The organism is Nitrospirota bacterium, assembly GCA_026387665.1.
Lineage (GTDB): Bacteria > Nitrospirota > Nitrospiria > Nitrospirales > Nitrospiraceae > Palsa-1315.
This window is the reverse complement of record JAPLLG010000013.1, coordinates 208,093-226,745: the sequence shown is the minus strand read 5'-3', so window position 1 is coordinate 226,745 and position 18,653 is coordinate 208,093. Positions and strand designations below refer to the sequence as shown.

19 protein-coding genes are annotated in these 18,653 nt (G+C 59.5%); 6 read left to right on the top strand and 13 right to left on the bottom strand.

Translation table 11 applies throughout. The features are described 5' to 3' along the window. Positions 1–3 precede the first annotated feature (3 nt). Together leuD and NT179_11790 are read left to right on the top strand one after the other, a co-directional pair. Positions 4–642 carry a 3-isopropylmalate dehydratase small subunit gene (gene leuD, locus NT179_11795; GenBank protein MCX5722690.1) on the top strand — a complete coding sequence of 213 codons (639 nt, stop codon included), beginning with the start codon at positions 4–6 and terminating at the stop codon, positions 640–642. Next, on the top strand, positions 639–998 hold the full coding sequence (locus NT179_11790; GenBank protein ID MCX5722689.1) for a hypothetical protein: 360 nt from the start codon (positions 639–641) through the stop codon (positions 996–998). The genes leuD and NT179_11790 overlap by 4 nt, the downstream gene beginning before the upstream one ends. Positions 999–1,013: 15 nt before the next feature. Here NT179_11790 and corA read toward each other — a convergent pair whose 3' ends face one another. Next, positions 1,014–2,069, bottom strand: coding sequence for a magnesium/cobalt transporter CorA (gene corA, locus NT179_11785; GenBank protein ID MCX5722688.1), 1,056 nt, complete (start codon positions 2,067–2,069; stop codon positions 1,014–1,016). Between the two features lie 138 nt (positions 2,070–2,207). Between corA and NT179_11780 the strand changes: the two genes are divergently transcribed. Both NT179_11780 and NT179_11775 read left to right on the top strand, forming a co-directional pair. Beyond that, positions 2,208–3,011, top strand: coding sequence for a 3'(2'),5'-bisphosphate nucleotidase CysQ (locus tag NT179_11780; GenBank protein ID MCX5722687.1), 804 nt, complete (start codon positions 2,208–2,210; stop codon positions 3,009–3,011). Between the two features lie 8 nt (positions 3,012–3,019). After that, a complete protein-coding gene (locus tag NT179_11775) occupies positions 3,020–3,883 on the top strand; it encodes an NAD(P)-dependent oxidoreductase (protein ID MCX5722686.1) in 864 nt (287 codons plus the stop codon). Between the two features lie 20 nt (positions 3,884–3,903). On the opposite strand, the gene NT179_11770 is transcribed toward NT179_11775, so the two are convergent. The 5 genes from NT179_11770 to NT179_11750 all read right to left on the bottom strand — a co-directional run bounded on the left by NT179_11770 (position 3,904) and on the right by NT179_11750 (position 9,392). Further along, a complete protein-coding gene (locus NT179_11770) occupies positions 3,904–5,061 on the bottom strand; it encodes an aminotransferase class I/II-fold pyridoxal phosphate-dependent enzyme (GenBank protein MCX5722685.1) in 1,158 nt (385 codons plus the stop codon). 276 nt (positions 5,062–5,337) lie between these two features. Beyond that, positions 5,338–5,847 carry a cytochrome gene (locus NT179_11765; protein ID MCX5722684.1) on the bottom strand — a complete coding sequence of 170 codons (510 nt, stop codon included), beginning with the start codon at positions 5,845–5,847 and terminating at the stop codon, positions 5,338–5,340. 105 nt (positions 5,848–5,952) lie between these two features. Beyond that, positions 5,953–6,510: a peptide-methionine (S)-S-oxide reductase MsrA gene (gene msrA, locus NT179_11760; protein ID MCX5722683.1), complete on the bottom strand. Its 558-nt coding sequence runs from the start codon at positions 6,508–6,510 to the stop codon at positions 5,953–5,955. A gap of 84 nt (positions 6,511–6,594) precedes the next feature. Next, positions 6,595–7,938, bottom strand: coding sequence for a TldD/PmbA family protein (locus NT179_11755; GenBank protein ID MCX5722682.1), 1,344 nt, complete (start codon positions 7,936–7,938; stop codon positions 6,595–6,597). Next, on the bottom strand, positions 7,935–9,392 hold the full coding sequence (locus NT179_11750) for a TldD/PmbA family protein (protein MCX5722681.1): 1,458 nt from the start codon (positions 9,390–9,392) through the stop codon (positions 7,935–7,937). Before NT179_11750 ends, NT179_11755 begins: the two co-directional genes overlap by 4 nt. A gap of 89 nt (positions 9,393–9,481) precedes the next feature. On the opposite strand from NT179_11750, the gene NT179_11745 reads away from it, so the two are divergent. After that, positions 9,482–9,796, top strand: a complete 315-nt coding sequence (locus NT179_11745; protein MCX5722680.1) for a transcriptional regulator — start codon at positions 9,482–9,484, stop codon at positions 9,794–9,796. A gap of 17 nt (positions 9,797–9,813) precedes the next feature. Continuing rightward, positions 9,814–10,038 carry a hypothetical protein gene (locus tag NT179_11740; protein ID MCX5722679.1) on the top strand — a complete coding sequence of 75 codons (225 nt, stop codon included), beginning with the start codon at positions 9,814–9,816 and terminating at the stop codon, positions 10,036–10,038. Here the strand turns inward: NT179_11740 and NT179_11735 are convergent. The 7 genes from NT179_11735 to NT179_11705 form a co-directional block, all read right to left on the bottom strand. Beyond that, positions 10,022–10,849 (bottom strand): DUF1295 domain-containing protein, encoded by an 828-nt coding sequence (locus NT179_11735; GenBank protein ID MCX5722678.1) that lies wholly within the window; start codon positions 10,847–10,849, stop codon positions 10,022–10,024. The genes NT179_11740 and NT179_11735 overlap by 17 nt on opposite strands. After that, positions 10,828–11,703, bottom strand: coding sequence for an SDR family oxidoreductase (locus NT179_11730; GenBank protein MCX5722677.1), 876 nt, complete (start codon positions 11,701–11,703; stop codon positions 10,828–10,830). The genes NT179_11735 and NT179_11730 overlap by 22 nt, the downstream gene beginning before the upstream one ends. Before the next feature lie 14 nt (positions 11,704–11,717). Continuing rightward, a complete protein-coding gene (ettA, locus tag NT179_11725) occupies positions 11,718–13,400 on the bottom strand; it encodes an energy-dependent translational throttle protein EttA (GenBank protein MCX5722676.1) in 1,683 nt (560 codons plus the stop codon). A 280-nt stretch (positions 13,401–13,680) separates the two neighbouring features. Continuing rightward, positions 13,681–13,848 (bottom strand): hypothetical protein, encoded by a 168-nt coding sequence (locus tag NT179_11720; protein MCX5722675.1) that lies wholly within the window; start codon positions 13,846–13,848, stop codon positions 13,681–13,683. 9 nt (positions 13,849–13,857) lie between these two features. After that, complete coding sequence (locus NT179_11715) at positions 13,858–14,619, bottom strand: alpha/beta fold hydrolase (GenBank protein MCX5722674.1); 762 nt, start codon at positions 14,617–14,619, stop codon at positions 13,858–13,860. Next, on the bottom strand, positions 14,616–15,335 hold the full coding sequence (locus tag NT179_11710) for a hypothetical protein (protein MCX5722673.1): 720 nt from the start codon (positions 15,333–15,335) through the stop codon (positions 14,616–14,618). Before NT179_11710 ends, NT179_11715 begins: the two co-directional genes overlap by 4 nt. Positions 15,336–15,345: 10 nt before the next feature. After that, the gene (locus NT179_11705; GenBank protein MCX5722672.1) at positions 15,346–18,621 is read right to left on the bottom strand and encodes a hypothetical protein; all 3,276 of its coding nucleotides are present in this window, start codon (positions 18,619–18,621) and stop codon (positions 15,346–15,348) included. Between the last annotated feature and the right edge of the window lie 32 nt (positions 18,622–18,653).

Sequence of the window (18,653 nt, the reverse complement as noted above, 5' to 3'; positions counted from 1 at the left end):
CCTATGCAAGCATTTACCATCCTGACAGGTCTGGTCGCGCCGCTGGACCGCGTCAATGTCGATACCGATCAGATCATCCCGAAGCAGTTTTTGAAAACGATCAAACGGACCGGACTCCGCGAAGGGCTGTTCTACGATTGGCGCAAACAGAAGGACGGGTCGCAGGACCCGATGTTCTTTTTGAATCAACCCCGCTTCCAGAGCGCGACGATTCTCCTCACGCGCGATAACTTCGGGTGCGGCTCGTCGCGCGAACATGCCCCCTGGGCGCTCCTCGATCAGGGCTTCCGCTGCGTCATCGCCTCGAGCTTTGCCGATATCTTCTACAACAACTGCTTCCAGAACGGCATTCTGCCCATCGTCCTGAAGGCCGACGAGGTGCTGGCGACGATGAAAGACGTGCTCGCGACGCCCGGCTACCAGCTGACAGTGGACCTGGAAAAGCAGACGGTGACGACCCCGAGCGGCGCCAGCTATCGCTTCGAGATCGATCCCTTCCGGAAAGATTGCCTCTATCGGGGCCTCGATTCCATCGGCTTGACGTTGCAGCACGAGGCCAGCATCGTGTCCTACGAAACCCGACGGAAGACCGAGGCGCCCTGGCTCTTCACGGACCTTCGCCCGCAACCGGGACGCGCATGATGACGTGGCTCTGGCGCCCGAAGCTGTTTCTGTTGCTCCTATTCTTGGGCGCGGCCTATCTGCTCATCGCCTTCAACTACAGCTACTCCGACGGCAGTCGAGCTGGCTATATTCAGAAATTTTCCCACAAGGGGTGGGTCTGCAAGACCCACGAGGGCGAATTGGCGATGACTACCGTGCCAGGACTCGCGCCAGTGCTCTGGGAGTTCACCGTCTGGGATGACAAAGTCGCATCACAACTCTCGCAGGTGATGGGGAAACGGCTGGTGCTGCACTATAAAGAGCACCGGTACCTACCGACGAGCTGCTTCGGAGAGACCGCCTACTTCGTCGACCGTGTCGAGGTCCAGGAGTAACGTTTCTCCCGCCCCTCACAACCATCGTTTTTTTCTGAAGACAAGCAACATTCCCGCTCCTACCAAGGCCATCACGCCCAAGACGGCGGGATAGCCCCACTCCCATTGTAATTCCGGCATATGCTCGAAATTCATCCCGTAGATACCGACGATGAAGGTCAGCGGCATGAAAATTGTCGTAATGATCGTCAACACCTTCATTACGGCGTTCAGCCGATAACTGATGCTCGACAGATAGATGTCGAGACTGGCTGAGACCATTTCGCGAAGCGTCTCGATGGTATCCACAATCTGCACCACATGATCGTACACATCGCGGAAGAATACCTTGGTCGACTCCTGCAAGAAGGGGGACTCCGATCGGGAGAGATTGTTTGTCGCTTCACGAAGTGGCCACACCGCCCTCCGCAGAAAGAGCAACTGCCGTTTGAGGGCGTGAATCTGGCGCAGCGTCTCTGGCTTAGGATCGCTGACCACCAGATCTTGCAGCGCTTCGATCTTCTCGCCTAGAGCCTCCAGCACGGCAAAGTATTGATCCACGATCGCGTCGACCAATGCATACAGCAGATAATCGGCCCTGGATTGCCGCAAGCGTCCCTTGCCCCCACGAAGACGATCCCGCACCGGCTTAAAGACATCGGTGCCGTTCTCCTGGAAGGACAGCACAAAATTCCGTCCGAGGACCAGACTCACCTGTTCGACGATGATCTCCTGTCGATCGGTGACGGAAAGCATCTTCATCACAAGGAACAAGCAGGTCTCATACTCGTCGAGTTTCGGCCGCTGATCGGTGTTGGCAATGTCTTCGAGGAGAAGAGGATGGAGCTGGAACTGCTTCCCGAACGATTCCAGAATCTCCATCTTATGGACGCCCCCGACATTCACCCAGGCGACGGACTCATCGGTCGGGGGCGCAAGCGCAGCAAGCGATACATCTTGACGTTCGTCGCAGCGGGTGCCGACGTAGTTGAAGACCGTGATCGCGACCTTGTCCGTTTTTTTCTCGCCGATATGGACCAGGGTGCCAGGAGGGAGCCCCGTTTTTTCAGAGCGTTTCTGAACCAATTTCATCGGTAGAGACCTCGCAAGATCCTCTGCTTGTACGATGGTTCGCTCCGATGGTCAAGGGGCATCCCAGCACCGTCTTTCCGCTTTGCTGATCCGGTAAGACCTGCTACTCTTCCCGGTCAACTTTGCGAGGCGCATAACATGGAACAAGAATTAGCCGTGCTGGTCAAAGCCGTTAGGTCGGCCGGCGCGAAGGTGCGTGAATTGGTCAGGGATGGATTCGAGGTGCGGACGAAGCCTGACCATTCGCCCGTCACCACCGTAGACCTCGAGGTCAACCGCATCCTGCATGAGATGCAGTGCCGGGATTTTCCCTTAGATGGATGGCTCTCGGAGGAGTCCCCCGATGATCCGGCTCGACTCGACAACGAGCGAGTCTGGATTGTGGACCCTATCGACGGCACCAAGGCTTTGGTCAACCGGATGCCGGAGTTCTGCATCTCTGCCGCATTAATTGAACGCGGCGCGCCCGTCGTCGCCGCGATCCTCAACCCCTCCACCGATGAACTCTTCACGGCGGTGCGCGGCGAAGGGCTCTTCTTGAACGGCTCGCGCGTCACTCTCTCGGCTCGTCACGACCTTGATCCCGTCATCATGGTCGGCGCCAGGGAATTCCGGATCGACCGCTGGTCGACGCTCGCTGAAACCAGTCGGTGCCGCCCCATGTATTCCATCGCCCATGCCCTGGCCCTGGTCGCAGCAGGCCGCGTCCAGGCCGCCTTTACCATCGATCCGGAACATGAATGGGATGTGGCGGCTGGAGTCCTGCTCATTGAAGAAAGTGGCGGCACGATCAGCGACGGAGCAGGGAAACCCTTCGTCTTCAATCAGCCCCTCCCGAAATTTTCAGGCGTCATCTCCGTGGCTGCCACGGCTGACAAGGACCTGCGCGCCAAACTTCAAATTCATGCCGAACAGGCCCGCTTGCAACCAGAAAGAAAGTGAGAGACTCCATGACCATCGCTTTGTTGGGAACCGGTCTCTTGGGTCGAGCGATCGCCGAACGGCTCCAGTCGGTCGGCCACTGCGTCACGGTCTACAATCGAACCACGGCCAAGGCGCTTCCTCTCCAGGCCTGCGGCATTACCGTCGTCACGAGGCCGGAGCAGGCCATGGCTCAAGCAGACTGTGTCGTCCTGATGCTGGCCGACGCGGCGGCCATCCGTGCCGTCCTGCTGACGCCAGCCTCGCTGGAGGTCCTGCGCGGTAAAACCGTGATCCAGATGGGCACCATCGCGCAGGAAGAAAGCCAGGCCATCCAAGCCGAGGTCGAGCGAGCCGGCGGATCCTATTGCGAAGCGCCGGTGCTGGGCAGCATTGCAGAAGCAAAAGCCGGAACCCTCTTGGTGATGGTCGGAGGAACAGAAGAGCAATTCACCCAATGGGGCCCGCTGTTCCGTTCTCTGGGTCGGGAGCCGCGCCTGATCGGTCCTGTCGGGAAGGCCGCATCCCTGAAGCTCGCGCTCAATCAATTGATCGCGGCGGAAATATCGGCCTTTGCCCTGAGCCTTGGCCTGGTGCAACGGGCCGGCGTTCCCGTGGAAACCTTCATGGCCATCTTGCGGGAGAGCGCCCTGTTCGCCCCGGCCTTCGACAAGAAACTGCCGAGACTCCTGACGAGGGACTATCACCATCCGAACTTTTCCACCCGCCATCTCTTGAAGGACGTGGAGCTCTTCCTGAAAGAAGCCTCCGGCTATGAACTAACGACGAGCAGTCTGGAGGGAATCAAGCCAGTGCTGGAGCGGACCATTGCGAAGGGATTAGGCGAGGACGATTACGCCGCGCTCTATGAAACGGTCAATCCGAAAGTCTAGCAGGATGCTGAAAAAATCCGTCAGCCGAGCTGTGCCAGTCGCCTGCAGGCATCATCCACATCGGCATCGACTTTCGCATAACTGAATCGGACGAACCGCGACCCTTCCGGTCCGGAGAAGAAGGCCTCGCCTGGCACGGAGGCCAAGCCGATCCGTTCGAGCAAAAACATCGCCCGCTCTTTTCCCGTTGTGCCGGGCAGGCGCGACGTATCCGCTAACACATAGTAGGCGCCCCGTGGAATCGACGGAGTCAACCCGGCCTTCGTGAGGGCAGCGCAGAACCGGTCGCGTTTCCGCTGAAAATCTCGGGCCATGTCCCGGTAGAACGAGCTTGGGAGTTCCTGGATGCCCACTGCCACCCCGGCCTGCAACGGCGTCGGGGCACAGACATAGAGCAAATCATTCATGGCGCCGATCGCCTGCGCCCATTTCGCCGACGCGACGCTGTAGCCGATGCGCCAGCCGGTAATGCTGAACGTTTTTGAGTAACCGCCAATGGTGATCGTCCGCTCCGCCATACCAGGCAGAGTGGCTATACTCACATGGGTCCGGCCGTCATAGAGGAAATATTCGTAGATTTCGTCGGTGAAGACGAATAGATCATGCTGCTGCGCGAGCGTGGCAATCGTTTCCAACTCCTGCCGACTGAACACTTTCCCGGAGGGATTGCCTGGGGAGTTCACGATGATCGCCTTAGTGCGGGGCGTGATCGCGCGCGCGAGTTCGGCTGCGGAAAAACTCCAGTCGGGAGCCTGCATCTTCACCCTGACCGGAACAGCTTCCACCGCCTGCAGCGCGTTGATGTGGTACTGGTAATAAGGCTCGAAGAGGATTACCTCGTCACCGGGATTGAGCAAGGCCATACAGGCACAATGGAAGGAACCGGTGGCGCCGGCGCTGACCGTAATGTCGGTCTCCGGATCCGCGGTGATCCCATTGTCCCGTAACAACTTGGCGGCAAGGGCCTGCCTGAGCTCCAGTAATCCGTCGAATCGCGAGTAGACGTTCTTCCCCTGCTCCATCGCCTGTTCCGCAGCTCGCAGCACCACAGGAGGAACCGGTGTATCGCAGACTCCCTGCGCCATGTTGAGGCCCTTCGCATTCACACAAGCCTGAGTCATGGCTCGAATTTCCGAATGGGCCAAGTCCGCCATTCGCTGGTTAATGTGCCGCGTCATCGTTGTCTTCCTCCCAGATCGAAGAGTCTCTCTTTTCGCAGAGCGATTCCCGACAGGTCAAGCCCTCTTTCCACACAGAGCAGAAAAATAATTGTGACGCGAAAGTCTTGAAGACAACAAGGCGGTGATGGAACAAGAGGGGAACGTCCCGGCAGGATGCTCAAAAAGTCCGTCAGCAAGGCCGCAGCCGATGGAAGCACCGGAGGCGTAGCCCCCGGCTACGTTGAGGATGCTTTCGAGGCGAGAACGACGCTGACGGGCTTTTTCAGCATCCTGCTAGAGCAGATCGCCGATCAATTTCACCGCTTCTTCCGGCGAGGCGGCGGCATGGACGAGCTGCGGTGCGAGTTTTGTGAACAACCTCACTCCTGCCTTATCGGCGCCCAGCAGAATCACGATCTTCTTGGCCTTCAGCGCCAGGGCCACTTCTGAGACGGTCCCGGTGCCACCGAGCCCGCAGGCGACGATGATGTCGCTGGACATGACATTCACATTGTTGCGCGCCTGGCCCAGGTCCGTGAGGATCGCCACGTCCACATACCGGGACACGGAGGCCTTACTATCCGGCAAAACCCCGATCGTCAAACTGCCCGGCACAGACTTCGCCCCCTCGCTGGCCGCATCCATCACGCCGCTCGCCCGCCCGCCCGTCAACAGCACCCAGCCCTGACGGGCGATGAGCTCTCCCAGAGTTTTGGCGTCGGCCAGTTCTTTGGCTCCCGCCTTGGCAGGACCCATGACGCCTATTACCGGTTTTCTGGTCGATCGTCTGGTCGGACGTTTCACGGGCAGACCTCACTGAAAAACAGACTGATGCAATTGTCGCTCTCTGAAATATACACCGGGGGCGAGGGCTTGTCCCGCGATTCTTGTGAAGGGACACAGTTCCGGTTATGGTTTCCCCCATAACTCTTCCAACCGCTGAGCCCTGCCGCAATTATATTTATAGAATTTGTACCGGACGGGATTCTTCTTGTAGAAGTCCTGGTGGTACTCCTCGGCCGGATAAAACTGAGCGGACGGCACGATCTGCGTGACGATCGGACCGTTCAATCGTTTCGATTGCTCAATCGCCTGCTTGGAACTGTCCGCGACGCGTTTTTCTTCGTCGGTCTGAAAGAAAATCGCAGAGCGATATTGGCTGCCATGGTCGCAGAACTGGGCATTCGGCGTGACCGGATCAACATTGCGCCAGAAGGCCTCTAATAGCGTCTGATAGCTCACCTTGGCCTGGTCATAGACCACTTCGACCGACTCCGCATGGCCTGTCCGGCCCGCCGAGACCTCTTCGTATCTCGGATTGGCGGCCGTGCCCCCCATATAGCCGGAGGTCACGGACAGGACGCCCTCGACCTTCTCGAAAACTTCTTCCATGCACCAGAAACAGCCTCCCGCAAAGTAGGCCTTGCCGGAAGTCGCGGCAGTCGCCGGGCCGGTCGAGTAAAGAATCCAGGCTCCGAAGACCAGCACGATCCAGACAATGAAAAAAATCGGCGTGTGTCTTTTCCTCAAAGCAGCCTCCTCGCCGGTTCGCTAAAATCTGGTGACGCTGGAAAAGTTGAAATCGCGCAGCCTCATCGCCGGCACCAGAAGCTTGCCGGTCTCCGATGTGATCGCTTCAGCCGGGCCAGTGAAGGCCTCGATCCGGTTGAAGGCCTGCAGCGGGCTCTCGTGAAACCGGAAATTCTTCACCGCCGATACGATCGCGCCCTTCTCCACGAGAAACGTGCCGTCTCTCGTCATACCGGTCAGGGTGAGATCAGTCGGGGTAACCGTCCTGATATACCAGAAGTTCGTCACGAGGATGGCGCGCTCCGTCTGCTTGATCAATTCTTGTAAGTTCGGCAAAGACGCTCCTGCCCCTGACAGGCAGGGAGCGTCGAGCGTGGGGATTTTGTCGATCCCCCGTTCTTTCGCCGTGAAGCGATCGTACGACAATTGGGTGAGCGCTCCCTCCGTAATCCAGCTTGACTCCACGGTCGGTAATCCCTCGGTAGTGAATCCGACGCCCAGGAGATCCTCGTGCGCAGGCAGATTGCGGAGCGTCAGCCGTGGATCGACAATCGGCTTGCCCAATTTGCCGGACAAGGCGCTCGTGCCTTTCTCATAGGACTTCGCATCGAGCGCCCAGAGCAGCTGGGACCAGAGCCCCGCGACGGCAGCCGGCTCAAGGATCACGGTGTAGCGTCCGGGCGGCAGCTCCCGCGCCTCCCCGCCGCGCTTCGCTTTCGTAATCGCGGTGATGGTCCGCTCATGGATCTTCAGATGGTCAATGGACCGATGGGCCGACGCGCCCCAGCCGGTGGTCTCGCCTGCCTGAACTGTGAGGCTGAATCGCGCATCGGTCCGCTCTTCGTGGGCGAAGAGCCCGGTGCTGGCAGCCACACCGACCGTGACCATCGACGACGATACGATTCCGGCCGCGGCAAGATTTTCCATCCGGCATTGCCCGATCGCTTCATTCGCATATTCCAGCCGGCGGGCCGGCCCCGCCGCAGCCGTTTCGGTCCGCATGGTCGGAGGCGTTATATAGCTCTGCGGCGCCACCGGAGCGAGATATTCCGGATCCTCCGGCGAAAGGCGCGCGAGCTGCGCGGCTCTGGTCACAGCCTCCTGCACCGACCCAGCGGTAAAGTCCGTCGTGTCAGCTGTACCCTGCCGCTTCCCGAAGGCCACCGTCACGCTCAGCGAGCCCCGCCTCGTATCGACGTTCTGGACGATTTGATTGTTGGCAAAGCGCGTCGTCCCTCCATGCCGATCCTCCAGCGAAACTAGCGTGTGATCGCCGGTCGACCGTTTCATGACCAGCTCCGCGAGAAACCGGAATTCCTCCCGGCTCGTCAGCTTCGGCCAAGTCTTGTGGCTGGTCATGCTCATGATCCGGCCTGCCCTCCGATGACATTCACGTTGCGGAACCGCGCATGGGAAGCCGGGTGGGTCATCCAGCCTGATTGGCCAGGCTGGCCCTTACCGCACGTAATGAATCCGTACCGGCGGCGATGTGACCGGTCCGCAACTCCATCGCAACTGCTCCAGAACTCCGGTGTGATCCCGTGATAGACGACGTCGCGGATCATGTGCGTCCGCTTCCCGTTCTCGATCAGCCAGAAGGCGTCGCCGCCGAACTGAAAGTTGTAGCGGCGTTGATCGATGCTGTAGGACCCGTGGCCTTCGATATAAATGCCCCGCTTCACATCGGTCAGCAACTCGTCGAACGTGGCCTTGCCAGGCTCAAGACCGATGTTGGCGATGCGCACGATCGGCACGCTGCCCCAGCTGTCCGCCCTGTTGGAGCCGCGCGAACGGGTCTCGCCGATATTCGGCGCCACCTCGCGGCTCGTGCAATAGCCGACGAAGATCCCTTCGCGCACAATGTCCCATTTCTGGCAGGCCACACCATCGTCATCGTAGCCGGTCGCGGCGAGGGTTTCCGGCTCGCAGTTGTCGGCCACGAGATTCACATGTGGAGAACCATAGCGAAAGGTTCCCCGTTTGTCGGTCGTAAGAAAACTGGTGCCGGCATAGTTGGCCTCGTACCCGAGCGCCCGGTCCAGCTCGCTTGGATGGCCGCAGGATTCATGCATGGTGAGAGACAGATGTTCCGGGTCGAGCACCAGATCGTATCGGCCTGGCGCAATGGTAGGCGCCTGCACCTTCTCGACCGCCTGCGCGGCGAGGCGCGGAGCCTCGGCCAGAAAATTAGCCTCCTCGATCATTTCGTAGCCCATCCGAAGATACGGCGTATTGAACGTCCGCGACGCGAACCGCCCCTCATGAACCGCCGTCGCATCGAAATCGCCGCCCACGGCCAGGAGATCGAACTCCAGACGTGACCCTTCGGTCGAGACGAACAGTTTCTGGTCCCGGCGGGCCCAGAGACTCGCGCTACTCCGCACGACTCCGGCTTGCCGATGGACAGACTCCATCGTCTCAAGCAGTAGCGCTGTTTTCTGTTCGAGAGGAACTGATAATGGATCGATCCGCCGCGGCGTGACGATCCGGTCGCGATGGACCGGCTCATCAACGAGTTTGACCTTTTCGATCGCCAGGGAGGCAGAGCCCTTCGCAATCTCGATCGCCAAATCTGCCACACGAGGGGCTTCTTCCAGCGACACCACCGAACTGGCCGCAAAACCCCAGGCCCCGTGATAGAGCACGCGAATCCCGAACCCTCTATCCTGTTGATCTCGAATGGAATCGATGCGGCGATCTTCACCGTTGATGGTCTGAGTTGTACTGTCGAGGAAGCGGATATCGCCATACTCAGCGCCGGAAGCGGTGATGCGCTTCAGGACCAATTCGGCCAATTCGTCTTTATTAGGATTGGGCATGCACGTCATCCTGCCAGAGGCAGGGATTCCGTTCAACTGACCAGCCAGGGACTTGGCTTTACCGGCCTCATCGCCTACGATGGGCCGCCATGTTGCCGCGCGAGCGAACGCCCCGCCAACGCATCATCGATCTGCTGACCGGCGCCAGACTGTCGTCGTTTCAGCTGGCCCAGATGCTGGGGATCCCGGAGCGTCAGGTCGAAGATCATCTGCCCCATGTCGTGAAAACTATTGCACGGGACAAGACAAGAAAGTTTATCCTGGACCCGGCACGTTGTCAGGATTGCGACTTCGTCTTTCGTGACAGAACGAAACTGACGAGACCGAGCCGCTGCCCCCTTTGCCGCAGCGAAGACATCACCGCGCCACGCTATGGAGTCGATCAGGCTGCGCACAAACCGTGAGACCGATCGGAGGAACCATGAGATCATGGATTTATACGGGGTCCGTTATTTTATGTGTAGTCTTAATTTCCTGCAGCGGGGATCAGCCGAAGGAGCTGCTTGAAACAGCCCAGTTTGAAGAAAAGCAGATGAACCTGCCCCATGCCAGGCAGCTCTACGAAGATGTGATCCGGCTCTATCCAACTAGCACAGAAGCGAAAATGGCGAGGGCGCGGCTTGCCGCTCTTACCCCAACTCAATAGGCCAGCGTTTCGGCCACCAGGGAATGAACCGGTTCGTCGTCCGCTGATAGATCCGATATTCCTCGCCACGGCTTCGCAACGCCTGCGCTTCTGCCAGCGGAACCCCCGTCACTTTCAACAAGGCCCAGCCCATCGCCACTGGACCGATCCAGGTGAGCAGCCAGCCGGACGTACCAACCGCCATGACGACATAGGCCCACCAGTGCAGCCATTCGAAGAAATAATTGGGATGGCGTGAATAGAACCAGAGTCCCTCGCGGCAGACCCGGTCTCGATTCCAGGACTTGGATCGAAATTGCGCAAGCTGCCAATCGGCAAATCCTTCACCAACAATGGCAACGAGCCAGACCAGGAACCCCGCCAGCTCCCAGAGGCTGAAGGGAGGAACAATGTTCTGCATGAGCACGAGAAATGGCAGCGAGAAAAGCGCCACCGCCGCAGCCTGCAGTTGAAAATAGGCGAACAGCCTGACCGATTCTGACGAGCCCCACTCACAGCGGAGCTGCCGATAGCGCGCATCCTCTTCCTTGCCGATCACGCGATTCAGCAGGATGTAGAGTCCCAACCTCACACCATAGAGAGAGGCCATCGAAAGGAGCAGGATCTTCCGTTCAAGATCGCCCGTCGTGCTCCAGCCATACCAGGCCACCGCGCCCACCAGACCGACGCACCAGCCCACATCCGCGATCGAAGCATTGTGTATCCGACGATCCGCCAACCACAGGGCCACCATCACGCAAGCCATCACCCCATACACAACCACCAGCACCGTGAGGGGATCGAGGGTGGTCATGGAGATTCGTAATCCCATAGGTCGACACCGATGCTAGTCCGTTCAGCCAACCATGTGCGAAATCCCGACAGGGGGAACGACAGAAGAGCCTGGAGCTTGTCGCAACGCATCGACAGGTCGGGAGGCCGCGGCGCACCGGTGTAGGACTTCACGGAACCAGGCTCCATCTGCCCCGCCAGTTCCTGGTACCAGGGAATCAGAACTTGTCCGATCTCCCAACGCGAAAGCCGTTCCGCTCCTCCAAGATGGTAGAGACCGGGCCGGTCCAACTCGATCAGTTCCCAGATGGCTCGCGCCGTCATACCGGCAGGCAGGGGACAACGAAACTCATCTGTGAACAAAGTGAGCGGCTTTCCGCCCTTCACCGAGTTCCTCATATCTTCGACGAAGCTGCGATCGCCGGTCGGAGAAGTACCGGCATTCAGACCGACTCGAATCACACTGTGTCGTGGGTTCTGCAGCACGAGATGTTCAGCTTCCGCCTTGGTCTCGCCGTACACGTTCAGAGGATTCACCGGGTCGGTTTCAACGTACCAACCCTTGGCCCCGTCGAAGACCTGGTCGCTGGAAAAGAAGAAAAAGGGAATGTCCGACGAGAGTTCTGCAAGGAGAGCCGTGGCCTCCACATTGATGCGGCGCGCCAGAATCGGGTCCTGCTGGCAAGGCCCAGGCCGACTCTGCGCGGCACAGTGGATGACGACCTGAGGATGCAGATCGCGCCAGAGACGGCGGACCGCCTCTGCATCGGTCAGGTCCACATCCTGCCTGGTGAGGCCCCGCACCTCCCAACGAGGCGCCCAGCGGGGCGCCGTCTTGACGAGGTAATGGCCGATGAGCCCTGCCGCACCGGTGATGAGGGCGAGTGGTGCCATAAGAAAGGTGCGGGCTAGCGCGTCAGCTTGCGATAGCGAATGCGGTGCGGTTGATCGGCTGCCTTGCCCAACCGCTTCTTCCGATCCGCGTCATATTCGCTATAGTTGCCTTCGAACCAGACCACTTTGCTGTCGCCCTCGAAGGCCATGATGTGAGTCGCGACCCGGTCAAGAAACCAGCGATCGTGACTGCTGATGACGGCGCAGCCGGCAAAATTTTCCAATCCTTCTTCCAGCGCGCGCAACGTGTTGATATCGAGGTCGTTGGTCGGCTCGTCGAGGATGATGAGGTTCGCCCCCTCTTTCAACATACGGGCCAGATGCACCCGGTTCCGTTCGCCGCCGGAGATGTCCTTCACCTTCTTCTGTTGATCGGTGCCGGCGAAGTTGAACCGGGCACAATAGGCCCTGGCGTTCACTTCGGCCTTGCCGAGCATGATGGTATCCTGGCCCTCGGAGATGACATCGTAGACGGATTTTTCCGGATCGAGACTGCGATCCTGGTCCACATAGCCCAGCTTGACCGTCTCGCCGATCTTGATCGTGCCAGTATCAGGTTTCTCGCTCCCGGTGATCATGCGGAACATCGTCGTCTTGCCGGCTCCGTTCGGACCGATCACGCCGACGATGCCGCCCTTGGGGAGACTGAAGTTCACATTCTCGTAAAGGACCTTGTCCCCATAGGCTTTGCTGAGGCCATTGGCTTCGACGACCACATCGCCCAGCCGCGGACCTGGCGGAATGTAGATTTCCAGATCGGCTGCCTGCTCTTCCTGTTTCTGATTGACCAACTCTTCATAGCGGTTGAGCCGCGCTTTGCCCTTCGACTGCCGGCCTTTCGGCGACATGCGGATCCATTCCAACTCATGTTCCAGCGACTTGCGGCGTTTCGATTCGGCTTTTTCTTCTTTTTCCAGCCGCACCTGCTTCTGCTCTAACCAGGAGGTGTAGTTCCCTTGGAAGGGAATGCCGTGGCCGCGATCAAGCTCAAGAATCCAGCCTGCCACGTTGTCGAGGAAGTAGCGGTCGTGCGTGACGGCGATGACCGTGCCTTTGTATTGCTGCAGATGCTGTTCGAGCCATTGCACGGACTCGGCATCCAGATGGTTCGTCGGCTCGTCGAGCAAGAGGATATCCGGCTCCTGGATCATCAGGCGGCAGAGGGCCACCCGGCGCTTCTCGCCTCCGGAGAGCACCCCGATCTTGGCGTCAGCCGGAGGACAGCGGAGGGCATCCATGGCCAGTTCGAGCACGTTGTCCAATTCCCATCCATTTTCCGCTTCGATCTTTTCTTGCAGTTGGGCCTGTTTCTCGAGCAGTTTTTCCATGTCATCGGGCGTGGCCTCGCCCATCTTATTGCTGACCTCGTCATATTCCCGCAGCATGGCCACCAGTTCTTTTTTTCCCTCTTCGACGACTTCCTTCACCGTCTTGTTCGGATCAAGCTGTGGCTCCTGTTCCAGCAAACCGACGCTGTAGCCCTTCGAGCGGGTGATCTCTCCCGTGTAATTTGGATCGGTCCCGGCAATGATCCGGAGCAGCGAGCTCTTACCCGATCCGTTGAGGCCCAAGACGCCGATCTTCGCGCCGTAATAAAACCCCAGATAGATCTCGCGCAGCACCTGCTTTTTCGGCGGATAGATCTTGCCGACATTGACGAGAGAGAAAATGACTTGTTTATCGTTCGTAGTCGCCATGTATGCCTCTGATTATTGGAATGGGCCTTATCGGGATGCTGAAAAAGTCCGCCTGTCTGGAAACGCTGAGTGGTGCGCGATGAACCATGAAGAAGGAAGCGATTGTCGCTTCAGCATTCTGCGTTCGTCGTTCAATGTTCAGTTGGTCATTCGCTGCGGCCTTACTGACGGCCTATTTGAGCATCCTACAGGAATGTTCTCCCGTTGTGCCACACGTACAGACCATCGACGTTCTCGCCTGCCAACATCCTGTTCCCGCCACCTGCCGGACTGGATGCGGTTAGATGCCGAGTTCTTGCGACAGCCGGACTTCCGATTCGTCGTCGATTTCCTCGAGGCAACTAAAACAATTAAAGGGAAACCGGTCGATGGGGATGGCGCAGGCTTCGCCGATGGACGAATCGTCAATCGCTGGTCCGCCGCATTCTTTGTGAATTAACACCAGCATGTCGCTCTCCTACCTGTTCGTTGAATCCACTGTGAGACGCTGAAATGTATCCAGATGCTCAGGACTGCTCAGTCGATGGTCGCCCGGAACCAGATGGAGCTCGATCGGAAAAGAGGGGGCAAGGGATCGCACCTGCTCGACGAACTGGCTGCTGCCATGCGGCAGAATCACTGTGTCTTGCTGACCGTGGAGGATGGCCGTGTTGACCGACCGCAGCCGCGCGAAATTCGTTTTCCAATAGGCCTCGCTCTCCTCGACCCACTTCCAGGCAATGGGAAAATCACGATGGGCCGGCTCGTCGTCCCACGGCATCCAGCCGGCCTTGTGCCAGACCTGCCGCCGTTCAGGCTCAATCGATTTTGCCCGCACTCCCATCATATTGAAAGCCGGCGCGATGAGGACGAGCTTCTCGACCAGAGGATAGTCTTGCGCCAGGAGCCAGGCGATCCAGCCACCGAGCGAGTTGCCCACAATGGTGATCGGCGGACCGTCTTGTATCAGATCAACAACAAGCCTCGCATCGACGATCCAATCTGACAGGGTGTAGTCCGTAAACGTGCCCTCTGAGTCGCCGAAGCCCCGCACATCGTAACAGCAGAACCCCCAACCCTTTTCCTCACACCATTGCGCGAGCGCTTTGCTCTTATTGCCCCAGCGTTTCGAGAGGAAACCGGTGATGAAGAGGATCTGTCGATCCTGGCCGATCGAGCGATCGCCGCGGATCAATGTGCCGTCGGCTGCCGCGAGTTCAAACTGCTGCAGACCGCTCATGTCTGCGTGACCGATTTGGTGATGAAGAGCCCCAGCCGCTGCAGCACCGCTCGTGGAATCTCATGGCCGCCACGAAAACTGTGCCACTCAACCGAAAGCCCCGCGTGAGTCAACTGGTCTCGCAACCCTTCCGCCCCCGCGTAAGGCAGGATCTCATCCTGCATCCCGTGGCTTTGAAAGACCGGCAGCCCCTTGCGTTTCGGGAGCAGCGGCGCCCATTCCTGTTTAGCCAGGAGCGTGCCGGACAGTTGGACCAATCCCGCATAGGGCTGCGCCGTTCTGAGCATCACATCGCACGACAGCATCGCGCCCTGGGAAAATCCTCCGAGGATCGTCTTGCGCGGGTCCGCGTTGAACACCCGTTCGACTTCTTTGAGGAAGGCCAGCATGGCCTCCCGCGCCGGCGCGAGGCCTTTGGGAATGTCTTGCGAGAGATCGCGCGGCTTGCCGGCCGCTCGATCCGCGGCAATGCGGGCCATGTCGATGATCCACCAGGCCCGCGCATTGCCCGGTCCAAAACTCAATGTGAGCGGGCCCTCAGGAAAGACAAACCTCGTACCGGGCGGCACATTCAAAACGTCGGCCAGCGACACCAGATCATCGCCTGGCGCGCCGAAGCCGTGCAGGAGCAGAACGAGAGGACCGCGCCCTCCGCCCTTGCCGTCTGTGCCGCCCGTGACCCGTATCCGCAGCCCGCCTACTGATTCTTCGCGCATAAATGGCCCGTTATCTCATATACAAATATTGCAGCAACGCGACCACGCCGTAGAGCGAGGATTCGACCACTGGTTGTTGATAGAACGGCACGAAGGCCCCCTGCCGGTTGGCTTCGACCTCGTCGATGATGTACTGAACTTGCTTCGCGCGAACTTCGTGGTCCTTGCCGAGCCCGAGGGCTTGGATCATTTGCTTACTCAATCCGGCCAAGACCGCCTGCTTCGCCCGGTCGGCAGCTTGATAGAGCAACAACGCCCCGCTCATCGCCAGAACGACGTTCAGCCCCCAGGACAGCAACAACAGAAGCGGGTAATTCCAAATATCGAAGTAGTCATTGCGCGCCGCAATCATGATCAGCAAGGCGATGAATGGGTATCGGATGAGGCGATTGACCGCTTCCGTTCGTCGGCTGATCAGGTCGATGCCGGCTAAGTACTTGAGCTTTTCAAACTCGGCCTTGTGGCTCTGGCTCAATCCATATTCACGCAAATACTCCTGCTGCACCTGCTCCGACCAGCCCCCGCTCGAGCTGTTCACCCAACCGATCCACCGACGGCACAACATGACCGCATCGAACACCGTCAGATTCAGCAGCACCACCAGGCTCACGCTGAGCAGCGTCATGACCACGTCCACTCGACAGCTCAGCCATCCCCGACAAGGATGGATCATCTCTTCGTCAACGACCCAGTAGCCCAGGGACATCATCACTGCGCCATACAGCAGGACCAGAGCCAGGACGCGTGCCGTCCGCTGCAGCGGACCTGCCGCCTCGAGGTACCAGGCCCAGGCTTGATCGACCGTGGTGGCCGTTCTGGTGGCAGCCGGATGATAGACCCGTTGCACATTGGTCCAAAATGTCCTCAGGGTGAATCGGGAGCGATGGCCCTCGGTGCGGAAGAAGAAATCCTCGGTCAGGCGGTCGCTGTTGTTCGTCAGATCGCGCGACCCCTTGACCAGAAAGACGAGACACAGCAGCACCGCGAGAAGCCGGAGCCACTCCCCGGGCCAGATGCTCACGCCTGCGGTCCAGGAAAACGGTTCGCCTTCATCGTGATAGGCCATGAGGGCTGTCCCGCCACCCATGGTCCACAAGACCGCTGTCCCGACCAGAAGGACGAGGCCAACCACGGATAGCAGGCGCCAGGAGCGCGAGACCCAGAGCCAGAGTCGCTGATTGGTCCAGGCGAGCAGCGTCCCGACGAACAGTCCGATCGCGACCAGCGCCGTCATGGTGGTGCTGCTGGGAGTGAGACCTTGCTTCAGCTGGCCCTGATCGGCCGTATGCTCAAGGTCTGCGCGCAAGGGATGGATGGTTCTCACCCCTTCGACATCCACGACGCTTAAATCCACCGCGCCCTCTCGCCCCACTTCGAAGATCCGGGGATGGTCAGCCGCATCGTAGACCCGGTCTTCCGGCGTCAGGGCGACGTGATACCCGGCCTGGCAGGGCGCCGCCGATGGCGGCCGATCGCCCGCTGCGCGGCAGACCACGTGATGTACCGCCCGGAGCACGGCAAAGTAGGTGGCCGTTTGATAGCTGCTCCGAAACGGCGGGACATCGCGTTGCAGACCGCTGTCCAACTGCAGGCCGAACGGCGACGCGACGACCATGTTCCTGGTCCACTTGTACTCGCTGGCGTGAAGATGGCGCGCGTCGAGATCGACGGTGAAGAAGACAGCGTAGGGGAAAGCCGGCCGGAGCGCTTTGATAATGAGCAGCGCATCATAGGGGTCCGTACCCAGGATGCCGATCGCTTTGGCGCCTTCTCCTTCATCTTGAATCCGCGCGGCCAGGGCGCGCACATAATCAAGCTGGCCAGTGCCTTCAGGACGTTCCTGCTGCGCGCCGGTCTGCGCATCCTTCGCCGTCTCAGTGGTTTTGGGATGCTCTCCGCGCCCGGCTTTTACACTTTCGTCGCCCGGCACTTCGCCATCGAGACCGCTGAGATAGCTATACCGGAAGACGTTCAAGGTCAGGGACTCATAGTCCGCCGGGCGCTGAATCTGCAAATCGACCGCGCGCGGGACCGTGGGACACCAGGACTTGATCGTCGCCGGAACCTGAATCTGCATCAGCTCGGCCTCCGTGAGGGTCGCCACCTTGGCGCAGGCTGCCGCGCGGAACTCGATGGGCAGCGCTCGCCCATAAAACGAATCCCATTCCCCGATAAGGATCACCGAATCCCAGCCGAGGCGCACCTGGCGCCGTTCCAGTTCTTCGATGAGCGTATCGAACAACCGTTCATCTGATCCGATCTCGTAGACGAGCCGAATGTGCGCCAGAGTCAACCGATGGGAAAACTCCTGCTCGCAGGCTTCATACGTCTGGCACGCGAGACCCTGCCCCCCTTCCTTCTTCAGCCCATAGGCCAGGAGCCCTTTCATCGCGCTAGCCCAGGGCGAATAGAGCTCGATGGTCCCGTCTTCATTCGGCCAGATCCCGCCCCCCTCTTGGGGCTCCGCATACAAGTCTCCAGCCTCATCCAGCAGACTACGCAAGGCGGAGGAACTGCGGGGCCCCACGAGCTTAAACGTGACGGCCTGCTGCAACGTCGGATTCAGACGGATCAACTTGCGCCGGTCGTCAGTCAGGAGGCATCCGCTTTTCTGTGTCGACTCTTGGCACACTAAGGCCCGCGACAGCGAGGTTAGGGTGGCCAAGAACCCTCGGCTGAGGGCGTCGTCGGGAATCCAGACCACGAGGGTGCTCCGGGCTCGATCCAGCCCTTCGCCACAGACCCTGGTCTTCCGAAGCCGAAACCACTCGTACGGCACGGCCTGACCGACTCCCTGCTTCTCCCCCTCGATGAACGAGAGATGCCCCTCGTCCTCCGGGACATAGCAGGCCACCCCCAGCGCGGTGCCGACCGCATAGCGATCTCGAATGCGGGACTCCGTATTCTCCGCATAGGGATCGCCGCTCATGGTCACCAGGAGAACCGTGATCTGCTCATCCTTCTTGACCCGGTTGATAATCGCCTGCCGCAAGGGTCTCAGGCGCTGGGTGAGGAGCGACTCAGCCGACTGGTCGGACGCGGACGTGAACAACCCGCTCGACGGTGGCCGAGTTTCTCGCATACCCCGCTGCACCGCTGCCAGCGGATCTTCCCACAGCCGCGCACGGACCGATTGCTCACCGGTGGTCTGTTTCACTTCCAATCCGGTCCCTACCGGCCGCGAACTGCGCAGAGGCTCTTTCACCAACAGCACGCCGACAAGCGCGACTGCGAGGGTGACCACCCCCGCCAAGGCGAGCTTCGATTCCGCACTTCCTTTTGCCATAGAGGATTCCGTTTCTCTAATTAGTGCCGCGC